The organism is Citromicrobium bathyomarinum, assembly GCF_038594485.1.
In the GTDB taxonomy this organism is placed as follows: Bacteria; Pseudomonadota; Alphaproteobacteria; order Sphingomonadales; family Sphingomonadaceae; genus Alteriqipengyuania; species Alteriqipengyuania bathyomarina_A.
The window spans coordinates 843291-858045 of sequence record NZ_JBCFZG010000001.1; the positions used below are offsets into that span (position 1 = coordinate 843291).

16 protein-coding genes and 1 pseudogene are annotated in these 14755 nt (G+C 63.3%); 2 read left to right on the forward strand and 15 right to left on the reverse strand.

From position 1 onward, the window contains the following. Positions 1–3: 3 nt before the first annotated feature. The 14 genes and pseudogenes from AAG591_RS04210 to AAG591_RS04275 all read right to left on the reverse strand — a co-directional run. Positions 4–642: a hypothetical protein gene (locus AAG591_RS04210; protein WP_342529738.1), complete on the reverse strand. Its 639-nt coding sequence runs from the start codon at positions 640–642 to the stop codon at positions 4–6. Next, on the reverse strand, positions 639–2672 hold the full coding sequence (gene nuoG / locus AAG591_RS04215) for an NADH-quinone oxidoreductase subunit NuoG (protein ID WP_342529739.1): 2034 nt from the start codon (positions 2670–2672) through the stop codon (positions 639–641). The genes AAG591_RS04210 and nuoG overlap by 4 nt, the downstream gene beginning before the upstream one ends. Positions 2673–3087: 415 nt before the next feature. Further along, positions 3088–3690, reverse strand: a complete 603-nt coding sequence (locus tag AAG591_RS04220; protein WP_342529740.1) for a hypothetical protein — start codon at positions 3688–3690, stop codon at positions 3088–3090. Positions 3691–3930: 240 nt separating this feature from the next. Then, a complete protein-coding gene (gene nuoF / locus AAG591_RS04225; RefSeq protein WP_342529741.1) occupies positions 3931–5226 on the reverse strand; it encodes an NADH-quinone oxidoreductase subunit NuoF in 1296 nt (431 codons plus the stop codon). Continuing rightward, positions 5223–5366: a hypothetical protein gene (locus AAG591_RS04230; RefSeq protein WP_342529743.1), complete on the reverse strand. Its 144-nt coding sequence runs from the start codon at positions 5364–5366 to the stop codon at positions 5223–5225. The genes nuoF and AAG591_RS04230 overlap by 4 nt, the downstream gene beginning before the upstream one ends. Continuing rightward, entirely contained in the window at positions 5366–5536 is a 171-nt protein-coding gene (locus AAG591_RS04235; RefSeq protein WP_342529744.1) for a hypothetical protein, read from the reverse strand. Before AAG591_RS04235 ends, AAG591_RS04230 begins: the two co-directional genes overlap by 1 nt. Beyond that, a complete protein-coding gene (locus AAG591_RS04240; protein WP_342529745.1) occupies positions 5533–5712 on the reverse strand; it encodes a hypothetical protein in 180 nt (59 codons plus the stop codon). Before AAG591_RS04240 ends, AAG591_RS04235 begins: the two co-directional genes overlap by 4 nt. Further along, positions 5706–6374 carry an NADH-quinone oxidoreductase subunit NuoE gene (gene nuoE / locus AAG591_RS04245; RefSeq protein ID WP_342529746.1) on the reverse strand — a complete coding sequence of 223 codons (669 nt, stop codon included), beginning with the start codon at positions 6372–6374 and terminating at the stop codon, positions 5706–5708. The genes AAG591_RS04240 and nuoE overlap by 7 nt, the downstream gene beginning before the upstream one ends. A gap of 243 nt (positions 6375–6617) precedes the next feature. Then, positions 6618–7832 carry an NADH-quinone oxidoreductase subunit D gene (locus tag AAG591_RS04250; protein WP_342529747.1) on the reverse strand — a complete coding sequence of 405 codons (1215 nt, stop codon included), beginning with the start codon at positions 7830–7832 and terminating at the stop codon, positions 6618–6620. After that, on the reverse strand, positions 7829–8680 hold the full coding sequence (locus AAG591_RS04255; RefSeq protein WP_342529748.1) for an NADH-quinone oxidoreductase subunit C: 852 nt from the start codon (positions 8678–8680) through the stop codon (positions 7829–7831). Before AAG591_RS04255 ends, AAG591_RS04250 begins: the two co-directional genes overlap by 4 nt. Further along, positions 8677–9183, reverse strand: a complete 507-nt coding sequence (locus AAG591_RS04260) for a hypothetical protein (RefSeq protein WP_342529749.1) — start codon at positions 9181–9183, stop codon at positions 8677–8679. Before AAG591_RS04260 ends, AAG591_RS04255 begins: the two co-directional genes overlap by 4 nt. Before the next feature lie 35 nt (positions 9184–9218). Then, positions 9219–9803 carry a NuoB/complex I 20 kDa subunit family protein gene (locus AAG591_RS04265; protein ID WP_342529750.1) on the reverse strand — a complete coding sequence of 195 codons (585 nt, stop codon included), beginning with the start codon at positions 9801–9803 and terminating at the stop codon, positions 9219–9221. After that, positions 9794–10168, reverse strand: a complete 375-nt coding sequence (ndhC, locus tag AAG591_RS04270) for an NADH-quinone oxidoreductase subunit A (RefSeq protein WP_342529751.1) — start codon at positions 10166–10168, stop codon at positions 9794–9796. Before ndhC ends, AAG591_RS04265 begins: the two co-directional genes overlap by 10 nt. 137 nt (positions 10169–10305) lie before the next feature. Beyond that, positions 10306–11742: pseudogene (locus AAG591_RS04275) on the reverse strand (coniferyl aldehyde dehydrogenase); the annotation flags it as partial. 86 nt (positions 11743–11828) lie between these two features. Between AAG591_RS04275 and AAG591_RS04280 the strand changes: the two are divergent. Then, the gene (locus tag AAG591_RS04280; protein WP_342529752.1) at positions 11829–13025 is read left to right on the forward strand and encodes a thiolase family protein; all 1197 of its coding nucleotides are present in this window, start codon (positions 11829–11831) and stop codon (positions 13023–13025) included. Between the two features lie 130 nt (positions 13026–13155). Here the strand turns inward: AAG591_RS04280 and AAG591_RS04285 are convergent, their stop codons facing one another. Continuing rightward, positions 13156–13626 carry an SH3 domain-containing protein gene (locus tag AAG591_RS04285; RefSeq protein ID WP_342529753.1) on the reverse strand — a complete coding sequence of 157 codons (471 nt, stop codon included), beginning with the start codon at positions 13624–13626 and terminating at the stop codon, positions 13156–13158. A gap of 94 nt (positions 13627–13720) precedes the next feature. Here AAG591_RS04285 and AAG591_RS04290 point away from each other — a divergent pair, with 94 nt between their 5' ends. Continuing rightward, complete coding sequence (locus tag AAG591_RS04290) at positions 13721–14737, forward strand: 2-hydroxyacid dehydrogenase (protein WP_342529754.1); 1017 nt, start codon at positions 13721–13723, stop codon at positions 14735–14737. Positions 14738–14755: the final 18 nt, after the last annotated feature.

A 14755-nucleotide genomic window follows, 5' to 3' on the forward strand; every position in this document is an offset into this window, starting at 1 on the left:
GTCCTATTCATCATCTTGCGCGAGGGCGGACTTATAGAGGCTTTCGGCAATCAGCCCCTTCAATGCCAAGTGACTTCTCGCAAATTTCGGGGGCTCGCCGCATGCCTGCAGAGCCTTCCCGATGGACGGAACTTCCACAGATTCGCTGTCCGACCAGATTGGCGCAACTACGAAGCGATGGGCGGCATCCGGCGCATACGATGCCAAGCAGTTACCGTAGACCCGAAGATCGACCGTGGCCTGAGGAAGCGGAAGGGCATCCTCGTCATACTCGCTGTCAAAATTCGTCCGACTGGTAATCTCAGGAGCGTCGTCGCGTTCAAGCCTGCGGTATAGCGACGTATACACAGCGCCTACAATGTCGCCTGCCGACGCTCTGGGGTGGTCAACCTTGTCCATGCAATCCGACATGGCAACCCCCTCAAAATTCTTGATAGCCTTGGTGCTATTGGCCGGGATCGAAAGGACTTTCTTGCGCAACGCCCTATGCTTCGGGGATCGGACAAAACACGCCGCGAAATCCTCAACCTTCCTGTCGGTCGCCTGCTGGTCGCCCGATTGCGCGAAACTAGGGCTCGAATAGCACAGCGAGCTTACGAGCAATAGCGAGACCGCTGCCATACATGAGGGAAAAAACCTCATTCTGCGGCCTCCAGCATGTCTTCACCGTGGACCAGTTCGGTCGAGCAGCGCTGCATCGTCGCGCTGGCGCGGGCGATGGGGTTGGTCAGGTACGGATCGGCGATCGGGTAGGCGATCTTGCCCTTGGCCTTGGGCGTCTTCTTGCCCTTGGGCAGCTTGCCCAGCGGCGCGATGCCTTCCTCGCCGAGCGCGGGCACGGCCGCGATCATCGCGGACTGGAGCTGTGCGAAGCTGTCGAAGCCGACAGTCACGCCGAACGCATCGGCCAGCGCGCGCAGGATCGTCCAGTCCTCGCGCGCGTCACCCGGCGCGAACACGGCCTTTTCGGCGAACTGCACGCGGCCCTCGGTATTGACGTAGGTCCCGTCCTTCTCGGCGTAGCTAGCCGCAGGCAGGATGATATCCGCCGCGTGTGCGCCCGCATCGCCGTGGTGGCCGATATAGACCTTCAGGCTCTTCTCGAACGCGCCGTAATCGAGCGAATCGGCGCCGAGCGAAAGCAGCACGGCAGGCGCGGCCTCGACCACGTCCTTGATCCCGCCCTTTTGCGCATATCCCAGCATCACCGCGCCCATGCGAGCGGCGGCGGTGTGGATGACGTTGAAGCCGTTCCACGCTTCACCATCCACATCGCGCACGAGGTTCCACTCGTTCGCCAGCGAGAGCGCGGGGTGCAGCGCACCCGCCGCGAGCCCGCCGGGGCCGACGATGACCGCAGGCCGCGCCGCATCCTTGAACGCATCAGCAACGTGGCCAGGGAGATCGTGCAGCAGGCCCGCATCCTCGCCCAGGAATTCGCAGGGGAAGGTGGTGTCCCACTCAGGCCCGATCAGGAAGATCTTGGCACCGCGCTTCGCCGCCTTGCGCAGGCGAACATTGATCAGCGGCGCTTCGTGGCGGATCTGGCTGCCGACGATCAGGATCGCATCGGCCGTCTCGATACCCGCGAGCGTCGAATTGAACGCGATGCCGGCAAGGCTGGAGCAGTCGTAGTCGAGCCCCGTCTGGCGGCCTTCGAGCTTGTCCGAACCCAGTTCGGCGAGCAGGCGCTTCGCAGCGAACATGGTTTCGCAATCGACGAGGTCGCCTGCGACCGCCGCGATCGAGCCTTCCCCGCCCTTCTTCGCAGCCTTCACGATCGCATCGAACGCGTCTTCCCAGCTGGCCGGGGCGAGCTTGCCGCCCTTCTTCGCGCGCATCCACACGCGGTCGAGCCGCCGCGCGGTCAGGCCGTCGACCTGATAGCGCGCCTTGTCCGAAATCCACTCTTCGTTGACGTCGTCGTTAATCCGCGGGAGCGCGCGCATGACCTCGCGACCACGGCTATCGAGACGGATATTCGCGCCGACCGCGTCGGACACGTCGATGCTGAGCGTCTTCTTCAGCTCCCACGGACGCGCTTCGTACGCGTAGGGGCGGCTGGTGAGCGCACCGACCGGGCACAGGTCGATCACGTTGGCACTCATCTCGTGCTTCGCGGCCTGTTCGAGATAGGTCGTGATCTGCATGTCCTCGCCGCGATAGAGCGCGCCGATTTCGTCCACGCCTGCGATCTCTTCGGAGAAGCGCACGCAGCGGGTGCAGTGGATGCAGCGGGTCATGATCGTCTTGATCAGCGGGCCCATGTACTTCTCGGTCACCGCGCGCTTGTTCTCGTGATAGCGCGATCCGCCGCGACCATAGGCAACCGACTGGTCCTGCAGGTCGCATTCGCCACCCTGATCGCAGATCGGGCAGTCGAGCGGGTGGTTGATGAGGAGGAACTCCATCACCCCTTCGCGCGCCGCGCGAACCATAGGAGTGTCGGTGCGGATTTCCTGGCCTTCGGTCGCGGGCAGCGCACAGCTCGCCTGCGGCTTGGGCGGCCCGGGCTTCACCTCGACCAGGCACATGCGGCAGTTGCCCGCAATGCTCAGCCGCTCGTGATAGCAGAAACGCGGGATCTCCTTGCCCGCAAGCTCGCACGCCTGCAGCACGGTCGCGCCATCGGGCGCGTCGATTTCCTGGCCGTCTACGGTGACTTTAGGCATTATTCGTCGATCTCTTGGCGCAGCAGTATCTGCCGGATGAAGGTGTATCGAAACAGCGGGTCAGGCTGCTCGAGGAACTCGGGCGCGCAAAAGCACGCTTCGCCGCCCCGGTAAAGCTTTCGGATCGATAGGTCGAGGTGACGATTTGGTCGGCAACCGCCATCTTGCTCGCCCTATCAGTCATCTCATGACCGATCGACGCAAATACATCGCGCGAAAGAGGCCGACCCGTCCGGATCCGCATCGCACTGGCTGAACGCGACCTACGAGAAAAAAGCATGCGCCCCTCTCGCCGATAGAGTCCGGTATTACAAGACGTGTCGCGACGGTTTTCGCCACGCGATGCGCATCATTTGCAGGCAAAAAGGGTCCGGGAAGGTCACCCTGCCCCGGACCCCGCAGATTGCGCGATTGCTTAGGACGCGCTCTCGCGCATCCAGGCCTCCAGGCCATACGCGATCGCCGCGCGCTGCATGAGCGGAGGAATAGTTTCGGGCGCTTTCGAAACACCGCATTCGGGGGACGAGGAATACGCTTTGTCGAGCGCGGATTTCTCGGCATCGGTGCCCACCTTGGTCTTCAGCACGTCCTCCGCCAGACCGGGTGAGAACACCGCAAGACAGCGCGCGATGTGATCGATCGTCGGCGATCCGGATGCCGGGGTGTAGAACGGCTCAGCCACATCCATGTTGAGCGTCATCGCGCGCGGCGGAAGCGATTCGTGCTCTGCGAGCACGGATTTCTCCGCAAGCGCTGCCCCAACGAAGAAGGCGAACGCCGGGTTGGTTCGCCGCAGGCAAGCGCTCGGCTTGCGCATCGCCTTGGTAAGGTGCGAATAGTCGGGATCGTCGCTCAGCGGCCCACCCACGAGGGGCGATACCTTGCCGTCAGACGAGGCATAGATGCAATTAGCTACCCCCATCGCATCCGAATAGTATCTCGATCCATCGACTTCGCCATTTACCAGGCGACGCATGTCGAACTCGCGCTCGAAGTACCTCTGATTGGGATATCGCATGTTCGAATCCTGGCTCGACACAGGGTTCGAACCGAGACTGCTTCCCGTTGGCGTCGGGTTCGGCGTCTGCTGCGCCATTGCCGGTACGGCGGTACCGCTCACAGCCAGGGCAAGTGCAATTACAGCTAAAGAAACACGCATGGTCGGATCCTCCTCAGGAAGAGAGCATGCGCCAAAGATCGCACCTTGGCAATATTCACAAAGTTAAGTGCAGCGGCACGTTTTCGAAAACGTCGCTACCTACTCTGCGGCTTGCGCGAGGCCCTCTGCACGTTCGGCGATACGACGCTCCAGCTCCGGCCGGAAGTGACGGATCAGGCCCTGGATCGGCCACGCGGCGGCATCGCCCAGCGCGCAGATCGTGTGACCTTCCACCTGTTTGGTAACGGTCTGGAGCATGTCAATCTCGTCGATATCGGCATCGCCCGTCTCGAGCCGCTTCATCACACGCCACATCCAGCCCGTGCCTTCGCGGCACGGCGTACACTGGCCGCAGCTCTCGTGCTTGTAGAAGTAGCTGATGCGGCTGATCGCACGGACGATATCGGTCGACTTGTCCATCACGATCACGGCGGCGGTGCCGAGGCCGGAGCCCAGTTCCTTCAGGCCGTCGAAGTCCATCGGGCAGTCCATGATCTGCTCTGCGGGGACGAGCGGGACGGAGGAACCGCCCGGGATCACCGCTAGCAGGTTGTCCCATCCGCCGCGAACGCCGCCGCAATGCCGCTCGATCAGTTCGCGGAAGGAAATGCTCATCTCTTCCTCGACCACGCAGGGCTTTTCGACATGCCCGCTGATCTGGAACAGCTTGGTGCCCTGATTCTTGTCGCGCCCGAAGCTGGCGAACCACGAAGGGCCGCGCCGCAGGATCGTGGGCACGACCGCGATCGACTCGACATTGTTCACCGTCGTCGGGCAGCCATAGAGGCCCGCACCCGCCGGGAACGGCGGCTTGAGGCGCGGCTGGCCCTTCTTGCCTTCGAGGCTTTCGATCAGCGCGGTTTCTTCGCCGCAAATATACGCGCCCGCACCCCGGTGCAGGAAGACGTAGTAGTCGTAACCCGAACCGCAGGCGTTCTTGCCGATCAGCCCGGCGTCGTACGCCTCGTCGATCGCCTTCTGCAGCGTCTCGGCTTCGCGGATATATTCGCCGCGAATGTAGATGTAGGCAGCGCGCGCGCGCATCGCGAAGCCCGCGACCAGCGCGCCTTCGATCAGCTTGTGCGGATCGTGCCGCATGATCTCGCGGTCCTTGCACGAACCCGGCTCGGATTCGTCGGCATTGATGACGAGGAAGCTGGGCCGCCCGTCCTTGCTCTCCTTGGGCATGAAAGACCACTTCATGCCCGTCGGGAAGCCGGCCCCGCCGCGACCGCGAAGGCCGCTGGCCTTCATGTCGTCGATGATCGAATCCTGCCCCTTGGCGAGCAGCGCCTTGGTATCGTCCCAATCGCCACGCGCCTGCGCGGCCTTCAGGCCCCAGTCCTGAAACCCGTAGAGGTTGGTGAAGATGCGGTCCTTGTCCGCGAGACTCATGCCATAACTCCAAACACAACAAAGGCCGCCACGGCGAGGATCGCGAGCAGCGCGAGCGTCTTGAAAATGCCGCTAAGCACTTTCCACGCGATCGCGACCGCGATCAGCGCGACGACGATGGTGACGATATTGATTTCCATCAGCCGCCCTTACCTTCGGATGCATCCAGCTTACCGTTGGATATTGCGAGAAATGCAGCGCCCAGCGCGAGGAAAGTCGCACCGAGGGCGGTATTCCCGGAGACGAAAAACAGGATCGCGGCGACGAAAAACAGCGCCGCAGCCATCTGGTACATGCGTTTGGGGGTCATCGGCCCGCCTCTTCGCTACTCTTGCCAAGACCGAATATCCCGAGGCCGCCAAAAACGACGCCAAGGATCAGCCAAACGACCCAATTATCGCCTTGCAGGAACTTCACCAGCGCAAGCACGAGGAAGATGATCCCGATCGCCGGCACGCCCTTTTTGGCAGCGCCTTCCATCACCATTCACCCCGGTAATCGTGGTTCTCGGTGACCATTTCCTTCAGCGTGGTCGGCCCACCTGAAGGTTCGGATGTGTGACGCCCTGGCTCCTGCGTGCCCGTCTTGGGGCTCTCACCCTTCGCCAGCGCATCGAGCACGGCGTCGAGCCGCTCGACCGTCAGGTCCTCGTAATTGTCGTCGTTGATCTGGACCATCGGCGCGGTCGCGCAATTGCCCATGCATTCGACTTCAGTGAGCGTCCACAGCCCGTCGTCCGAGACATGGCCCTTCTTCATCCCGCGCGCCTTGCACGCGGCGATGATGTCGTCCGAGCCGCGCAGCATGCACGGCGTCGTGCCGCAGACCTGCACGTGGTACTTACCCACCGGCTTCATGTTGTACATGAAGTAGAAGGTCGCGACCTCGAGCACGCGGATCACCGGCATGTCGAGATAGTTCGCCACGTATTCGATCACCGGCAGCGGCAGCCACCCTTGCGTATCGGTTTCCTCGCCAACCTGCCGCTGGGCAAGGTCGAGCAGCGGCATCACCGCCGATTTCTTGCGCCCTTCGGGATAGCGAGCAAGCGCCTTCTGCGCCTTCGCCTCGTAGGCTTCGTTGAAAGCGAAATTGCCCCAACGCTCGCGCAGTTCAGGGGTGTCGGGTGCGGGGGTACGATCAGCCATTCTGGTTCGCCACGCGCGGCGCCTTCTCGATTATGATGTCACACTGGGCTCGCCGGGTCGCCGCATTGGGTCCTTCGAACAGCCAGTCGCCGTTCGAGCCCTTGCGCCATACGCAGCCTGAGCTTTTCTCGACTAGGTAGAGCTCGGAACCCGCTGGGACGAGATCGAACTCGAACCCCTCGGCGAGCGCCGGAGAAGCACTCAGTACCCCAACCAAAAAAACAGCAGAGGCCGCGACAACTCTCACCGGTCGCACTCCCCGAACACGACGTCGATCGCGCCGAGGATTGCGGTGGCGTCGGGCAGCATATGACCCTTGGTCATCATGTCCATCGCCTGCAGGTGGCTGAAGGCGGTCGGGCGAATCTTGCAGCGGTAGGGTTTGTTCGACCCGTCGCTGACCAGGTACACGCCGAATTCGCCCTTGGGGCTCTCGGTCGCGACGTAGACTTCGCCCGCGGGCACGTGGAAGCCTTCGGTGTAGAGTTTGAAGTGGTGGATCAGCGCTTCCATCGACTGCTTCATCTCGCCACGCTTGGGCGGGGAGACCTTGCGGTCGTCCGAAGCGATCGGGCCGGTCGGCATTTCGGCCAGGCACTGCTTGATGATCTTCGCGCTCTGGTAGACTTCCTGCACGCGGACCATGAAGCGGTCGTAGCAGTCCGAATTGGTGCCCACCGGAATTTCGAAATCCATCCGGTCGTAGACATCGTAGGGCTGCGACTTGCGCAGATCCCACGGCACGCCCGCCGCGCGGATGAGCGGGCCGGAGAAGCCCCACGCAATCGCGTCTTCACGGCTGACGACCGCGATATCGACGTTGCGCTGCTTGAAGATGCGGTTGTCCATGACGAGGCTCATCGCGTCGCCGAACAGTTCGGGCAGGCGCGTGTCGAGCCATTCGCCGATATCGACCAGCAGCTTTTCGGGCACGTCCTGGTGCACGCCGCCGGGGCGGAACCAGGCCGAGTGCATCCGCGCGCCCGAAGCCCGCTCGAAGAAATTCATGCAGTCTTCGCGCAGTTCGAACACCCACAGGTTGGGCGTCATCGCGCCGACATCCATCACGTGGCTGCCGATGTTGAGCATGTGGTTGGAAATGCGCGTCAATTCGGCGAACAGCACGCGCAGGTACTGCGCGCGGATCGGCACTTCCAAGTTGAGCAGCTTCTCGATCGCGAGCACGTAGGAGTGCTCCATGCACAGCGGCGAACAGTAATCGAGCCGGTCGAAATAGGGCAGCGCCTGCAGGTAGGTCTTGTGCTCGATCAGCTTTTCGGTGCCGCGATGCAGCAGGCCGACATGCGGGTCGATCCGCTCGACGATTTCGCCGTCCAGCTCCATCACCATGCGCAGCACGCCGTGCGCCGCAGGGTGCTGGGGGCCGAAGTTGATCGTGTAGTTCGTGATTTCTTCGTCGCCGGTGGTCGGCGATTCTTCGAGGTGAAGTCCGCTCACTTCTTGCCTCCCTTCGGCTGGGTGGAGGGGGCCGTATCGGTCGTCTTGCCCTTGCGTTTCGGGCGATCCTTGCGGTCCTCGGTCGGCTCGGGCGCAGGCGTGCGATCCTTTTCGGTGCCCTCCTCTGCAGGCGCACCCTTGCTGACCTTGTCCTCGGCTTCCTTGTCGGCCTTCGCCCCTGCCCCGGTTTCCTTCGGGGAATCGGTCGTCTTCGGTTCGTCGACCGGCGGCGTATGCGCCTTCTCGTCGCCCGGCAGCACGTAGTCCGCACCTTCCCACGGCGACATGAAGTCGAACGTACGCAGGTCCTGCGGCAGATCGACCGGTTCGTAGACCACGCGCTTTTCCTCTTCGGAATAGCGCAGTTCAACATAGCCGGTCAGCGGGAAGTCCTTGCGGAAGGGATGCCCTTCGAAGCCGTAGTCGGTCAGGATGCGGCGCAGGTCCATATTGCCCGCGAACACCACGCCGTACATGTCGAACACTTCGCGTTCGAGCCAGCCCGCATTGGGCCACAGCGTCGTGGCGGTGGGCACCGGCGTCGCCTCGCTCGCGGTCACCTTGACCATGATGCGGCTGTTCTTGGTCAGCGAGAGCAGCATGTAGACGACTTCGAACCGCTCTGCGCGGCTCGGATAGTCGGCCCCGGCGATTTCCATCAGCTGCTGGTACGAATGCTCGTCGCGCAGCAGGCGCAGCGCGTCTTCGAGCGAATCGCGCTGAACGGTCAGCAGCAACTCGCCATGCTCTTCCTTCGCTTCGACGAGCATGTCGCCGAGCGCGCCGGATAGCGTATCCTTCAACCCGTCGATGAGGGTGAATTTGGGGGCGGAGTGGAGGACCGTCATTGCGGCGTCACCTTGAACGAAATCAGGAATTGCTCGGCCGACTCGCCCAGCGCCTGCGCAGCGCCGGTGCCTTCGATCACATCGTCGGATGCGGCCAACATCATGAGAACTCTGCCATTCCCCAGATCCATGATCAGGATGCGCTGGACCAGCAGGTCCGGTGCGGACGCCGCATAGAACGCGGGAAAACCGCCATATTCCACTGCCAGAAAGCCGGTCGTTTCGGGATCGGCTTCGGCGTCCGCCTCAAGTTCCGCGAAGGTGTAGTTTGCGGCCTGTTCGTCGGTGAAGTCGTCACGGGCCAGTTGCGAAATCGGCACGACGCCCGACACATAATTGAGACCGCCGGATGTGCACATCCAACGATCGTAGGTGGCGGTCGTTTTGGCCTCGACGGTGTCGGGCTCGCACGGCGCCTCGAACGACCCGATATTCTGCGGCGTCGAGTAGCTGTGCCAGCCGTCTTCGGCTGCGGCCGGGGCAGCGGCTCCGACGATTGCCACAGCGCACAAAAGCAGCGCAGACTTGCGAAGCAGAATCACCGTTCCACCGTCCCGCTGCGGCGGATCTTCCGCTGCAACTGCATCACGCCGTAAAGCAGCGCCTCGGCGGTCGGGGGGCACCCGGGCACATAGATGTCCACGGGCACGATCCGGTCGCAGCCGCGCACGACGCTGTAGGAATAGTGATAGTAGCCGCCGCCATTGGCGCAGCTGCCCATGCTGATGACGTACTTGGGGTTCGACATCTGGTCGTAAACCTTGCGCAGCGCCGGTGCCATCTTGTTGCACAGCGTGCCCGCGACGATCATCACGTCCGACTGGCGCGGCGATGCGCGCGGCGCGACGCCGAACCGCTCCATATCATAACGCGGCATGTTGACGTGGATCATCTCGACCGCGCAGCACGCAAGGCCGAAGGTCATCCACCACAGCGATCCGGTCCGTGCCCACTGGAACAGGTCTTCGGTGCTGGTCAGCAGGAAGCCCTTGTCGTTCACCTCCGTCTGGAGCGCGTTGAAGTAGTCCTGATCGGGCGCACGGAATTCACCGGGCTGCGCCGTCGGTGCGTCGTGCAGCGCCGGGTTGAGCTTCGGGTTCGTCGGGCTGGTATCTACTCCCATTCCAGCGCTCCTACCTTCCAGGCGTAGACAAGGCCGATGGCGAGTTCCCCGATGAAGATCATCATCGTGGTCCAGCCCGACCAACCGGTGAAATCGAGGCTGACCGCCCACGGAAACAGGAACGCCGCTTCGAGATCGAAAATGATGAACAGGATCGCAACGAGATAGAACCGCACGTCGAACTGGCTGCGCGGCTCCTCGAACGCAGGAAAGCCGCATTCGTACTCGCTCAGCTTGTCCGCCGTCGGGTTATGGACCCCGGTCAGGCGCGATACGCCCATCGGCAGGAACACGAAGACGCAGGATATGGCCAGCGCCACGCCCAGGAACATCAGGATTGGAAGATATTGTTCGAGATCGATCACGCGAATTTCCAAGAGTCTGGCTTTCGGTGCCCGCCTCTAAGGCCCGCGCCGCCGGGGCGCAAGGGAGCCTGAGGTGCAACACCCGTTGGAATTTGTGCAATTTGCGCCATCGCCGGCGCGATGGCCATCACCAGATGCTATTTCATCTCGCGCGCGATCGCCTTCTTCGCCGCCGAGCCATAGGGCGGCTTGAGCCCGGCCAGCTTGGCAACGTCGATCTTGGGCTGGGTATAGGTGCTGCGCGCATGGCTGAATTCGCGGAAGCCTTCGGGCCCGTGATAAGAGCCAATGCCCGAAGGCCCGACACCGCCAAACGGCATATCGTCGACCGAAATGTGGAAAATCACATCGTTGACCGTCACCCCGCCCGAGATCGTGCGTTCGAGCACCTGTTCCTGCTCTTTCCCGCTGCCGAAGTAATACAGGCCGAGCGGGCGATCGTGATCGTTGATGTAGTCGATCGCTTCGTCGATCGCCTTGTAGGTCTTCACCGGCAGCACCGGACCGAAGATCTCTTCCTGCATCGCTTTCATGTCGTCGGTGACGTTGCGCAGGATCGTCAGCGGCATCTTGCGCGTGTTGGCGCCCGAGAACGATTCCTTGGCCGGATTGACCTCGATCGCCTCGGCTCCCTTGGCCTTTGCGTCTTCGACGATTCCCTTGAGCCGCTCGAAATGCTTGTCGGAAATGATCGCGGTGTAATCCTCGTTGTCGAGCAGCGTGGGGTACATCTCGTGCACACCCAGCTGCACCGCCGCGACCACGCCTTCCTCCTGATCCTCGGGCACCAGCAGGTAGTCGGGCGCGAGGCAGATTTGCCCCGCGTTGAGCATCTTGCCGAGCGCGATCCGCTCGCCCGCACGGGTCAGATCGGCGCCCTTGCCGATGATCGTCGGGCTCTTGCCGCCCAGCTCCAGCGTGACGGGCACCAGGTTCTTCGCCGCGGCTTCCATCACCTTGCGGCCCGTTTCGGTCGATCCGGTGAACACCAGATGGTCGAACGGGAGGGACGAGAACGCCTGCGCCACGTCGGGGCCGCCGGTCACAACCGTCACCTCTTCCTCACCGAAAGCATCGGCAACGAGTTCGCGCATCCGGTCGCTGGTCGCGGGCGTAAACTCGCTCGGCTTGATCATCGCGCGGTTGCCTGCGGCGAGCACCTGCATCAGCGGGCCGAAGCTGAGGTTCACCGGGAAATTCCACGGGCTCATGATGCCAATGACGCCCTTGGGCTCGTAGCGGACCTCCGCCTTCGCACCCATCAGGCCGAGCGGGAAGCGGACCGAGCGTTTATCGGGCGCGGCCCAGTGCTCCATGTTCTTGAGGCAGTATTTGCCGAAGCCGATCGTGCTGACGATGTCCGTCATCATCGATCCTTTGAAACTGCGGCTGCCGAAGTCCGAATTCATCGCTTCGGCGAGCGACTCGCCGTGATCGGAGAGGATCGAGATCGCCCGCTTGATCCGGTCGCGTCGAACCGAGAGCGGCTCCGGACGCGCCGCGACGAAGGCCCTGCGCTGCGTTTCGAGAATGCGATCAAGGGTCTGGGGTGCGGTCTCGCTCATGTCTCGGCTCTCCGATTGTGTTTCTTGGCAGTGCTATTACATCGAACGCGAATTGAGCCAAAGCGTTGCGACAACAGAAAGGCACGTACTTACCAATGCCCCAGTTTTCCGAAGCAGATCCGATCGTCATCCTCTCCTATGCGCGCACCCCGATGGGCAGCATGCAGGGCGCACTGGCCGACGCCACTGCGACCGATCTCGGCGCGACGGCGGTGAAGGCGGCGGTGGACCGCTCGGGCGTGCCGGTGGACAAGTTCGACCGCACCTACATGGGCTGCGTGCTTCCCGCAGGCCTCGGCCAGGCCCCGGCCCGTCAGGCATCGATCAAGGCAGGCCTGCCCAAGTCGGTTCAGGCGACCACGGTGAACAAGGTGTGCGGTTCCGGCATGCAGACCGTCATCATGGGTTCCGAAGCACTTGCCAGCGGCACAGTGGACTATGTGGTTGCCGGCGGCATGGAGAGCATGACCAACGCGCCCTACCTGCTGAAAAAGCATCGCAGCGGCGCGCGGCTCGGCCATGATACCGCGTATGACCACATGTTCCTCGACGGGCTGGAAGATGCCTACGAGGAAGGCCGCGCGATGGGCACCTTCGCGCAGGACACCGCCAACGAATACCAGCTGACCCGCGAGGAAATGGATGACTATTCCATCGAATCGCTGCGCCGCGCCAATGCCGCGATCGAGAGCGGCGCCTTCGATGGCGAAGTCGTCCCCGTCACGATCGTGACCCGCAAGGGCGAAACCACGGTTGAGCATGACGAAGCCCCCGGCAAGGGCAACCCGGACAAGATCCCGCAGCTGCGCCCCGCCTTCGCCAAGGACGGTACGATCACCGCGGCGACCTCTTCGAGCATTTCCGATGGCGCAGCTGCCGTGGTCCTCAGCCGCGAAAGCGTTGCCAGGGAAAACGGTCAGACGCCGGTGGCGAAGATCGTCGGCCTCGCCGCGCACGCGCAGGAGCCGAGCAAGTTCACAGTCGCGCCTATCGGCGCGATCGAAAAGCTGCTCGAACAGACCGGCTGGAGCGCGGACGATGTCGACCTGTGGGAAGTCAACGAAGCCTTCGCCTGCGTCGCGATGTTTGCGATGCGCGACATCGGCATCCCGCACGACAAGATCAACGTCAACGGCGGCGGCACCGCGCTGGGCCACCCCATCGGCGCCAGCGGCACGCGGATCATCGTGACGCTGCTCAACGCGCTCAAGCACCAGGGCAAGAAGCGCGGCATCGCCTCGCTCTGCATCGGCGGCGGCGAAGCGACGGCCGTTGCGGTGGAGATGGTTTAAAAACCTCCTCCCCTCCCCTTCGGGGGAGGGGATCGAGGGGTGGGGGCGACAACGCGAGCGCGCTTGGTGCCCCTCCACCAGCCTGCGGCTGGTCCCCCTCCCCATCATGATGGGGAGGATTTAGAAGCAGCTAAGGTTCGCCCGCGCCCCACAGGCGGCTTGCCTCGACGAAGCCGCTCCGCTTGCCGACCGAGAACTCGCACCAGTTGGCCACGCAATCGCCCAGGGTCCCGACGACGCCCGGCTCCAGCTTCCACATGAGCGGCGATCCGACGCTGCCGCTCTCGTGCATCTCGGCGAGCCCCTTGCCGATCACCATGCCGCCGGGTTCGCGGCTGAGCATACGTGCGGCGATCCAGCCCTTGTCGCCGTCCGGATCCTGCACCAGCCGCCAGCCTTCGCGCATCCGCAGCACCTTCACCGGCAAGCCCTTGCGCTTGTAAACCCAGTCGATCCGGTATTCCCGGCTCGGGCCGACTCGCATGTTCGCCACGGTCACGTCGATCGTCGCCCAATAGGGCACGTCGTCGTTCTTGCCCCCGGCGGGGGTGCCGGTGATCAGGGCGAGGCCCATGGCGAGCGGAATGGCGCGTCTCAGCATGGCGGCAGGTTTTACCGCAAGCGCCGGTCGGCTGACAAGCTGGCTCGTTACTGCGCTTGACCAGTTTTGCACCAAGCGCCAATCACGACGGGACATGTCCAGCGCTGCCGAACACCCCGCCCGCCGTATCGAAGGCACTCCGCGTGTCATCGTGACCCGCGCCCTTACGCCCGTGGTGCAGGATCGCATGGCGGAGCTTTTCGACTGCCGCTTCAACGAAAGCGACACGCCCTACACGCGCGAACAGCTGATCGCGGCCATGCGCGAATGCGATGTGCTGGTGCCCACAGTCACCGATCATATCGACGCCGCAATGCTCGACGCCGCAGGCGACAGGATGCGGCTGATCGCGAGCTTCGGTGCCGGGACCGACCATCTGGACCTCGCGGCAGCAGCCAAACGCAAGATCACCGTCACCAATACGCCCAGCGTGTTTACCGAGGACACCGCCGACCTTGCGATGGCGTTGATCATCGGCGTGCCGCGCCGGATGCGGGAAGGCGTCTCGCTGGTCCGCAGCGGCGAATGGAGCGGCTGGGCCCCCACCGCCCTGCTCGGTCGCAAGCTGGCGGGCAAGGTGCTGGGCATCGTCGGCATGGGCCGGATCGGCCAGGCAGTGGCGCACAGAGCCAAGGCCTTCGGGCTCAATATCGCGTACCATAACCGCAAGCGGCTGCCCGAAGCGGTGGAGCGGATGTTCGGCGCGACCTATGTCGAAAGCCTCGGCGAATTGCTGTCGCAGACCGACATCCTCACCCTGCATTGCCCCTCCAACCCGGAAAGCCATCACATGATCGATGCGGAGGCGATCGCGCGGATGAAGCCGGATGCCTGCCTCATCAACACCGCGCGCGGCGATCTGGTCGATCAGGAGGCGCTGATCGCGGCGCTACAATCGGGCCATCTCGCGGGGGCCGGGCTGGATGTCTATCCCGACGAGCCTGCGGTGGACCAGCGCCTGCTCGACCATCCCAACGTGATGACCCTGCCGCATATCGGCAGCGCCACCGCCGAAGGGCGCGCCGCCTCCGGCGAGAAGGTGATCGCCAATATCCGCTTCTGGGCCGACGGCCACCGGCCGCCCGATCAGGTGCTCGACGCGCTTCTCTAGATTAACCACATATGCGCA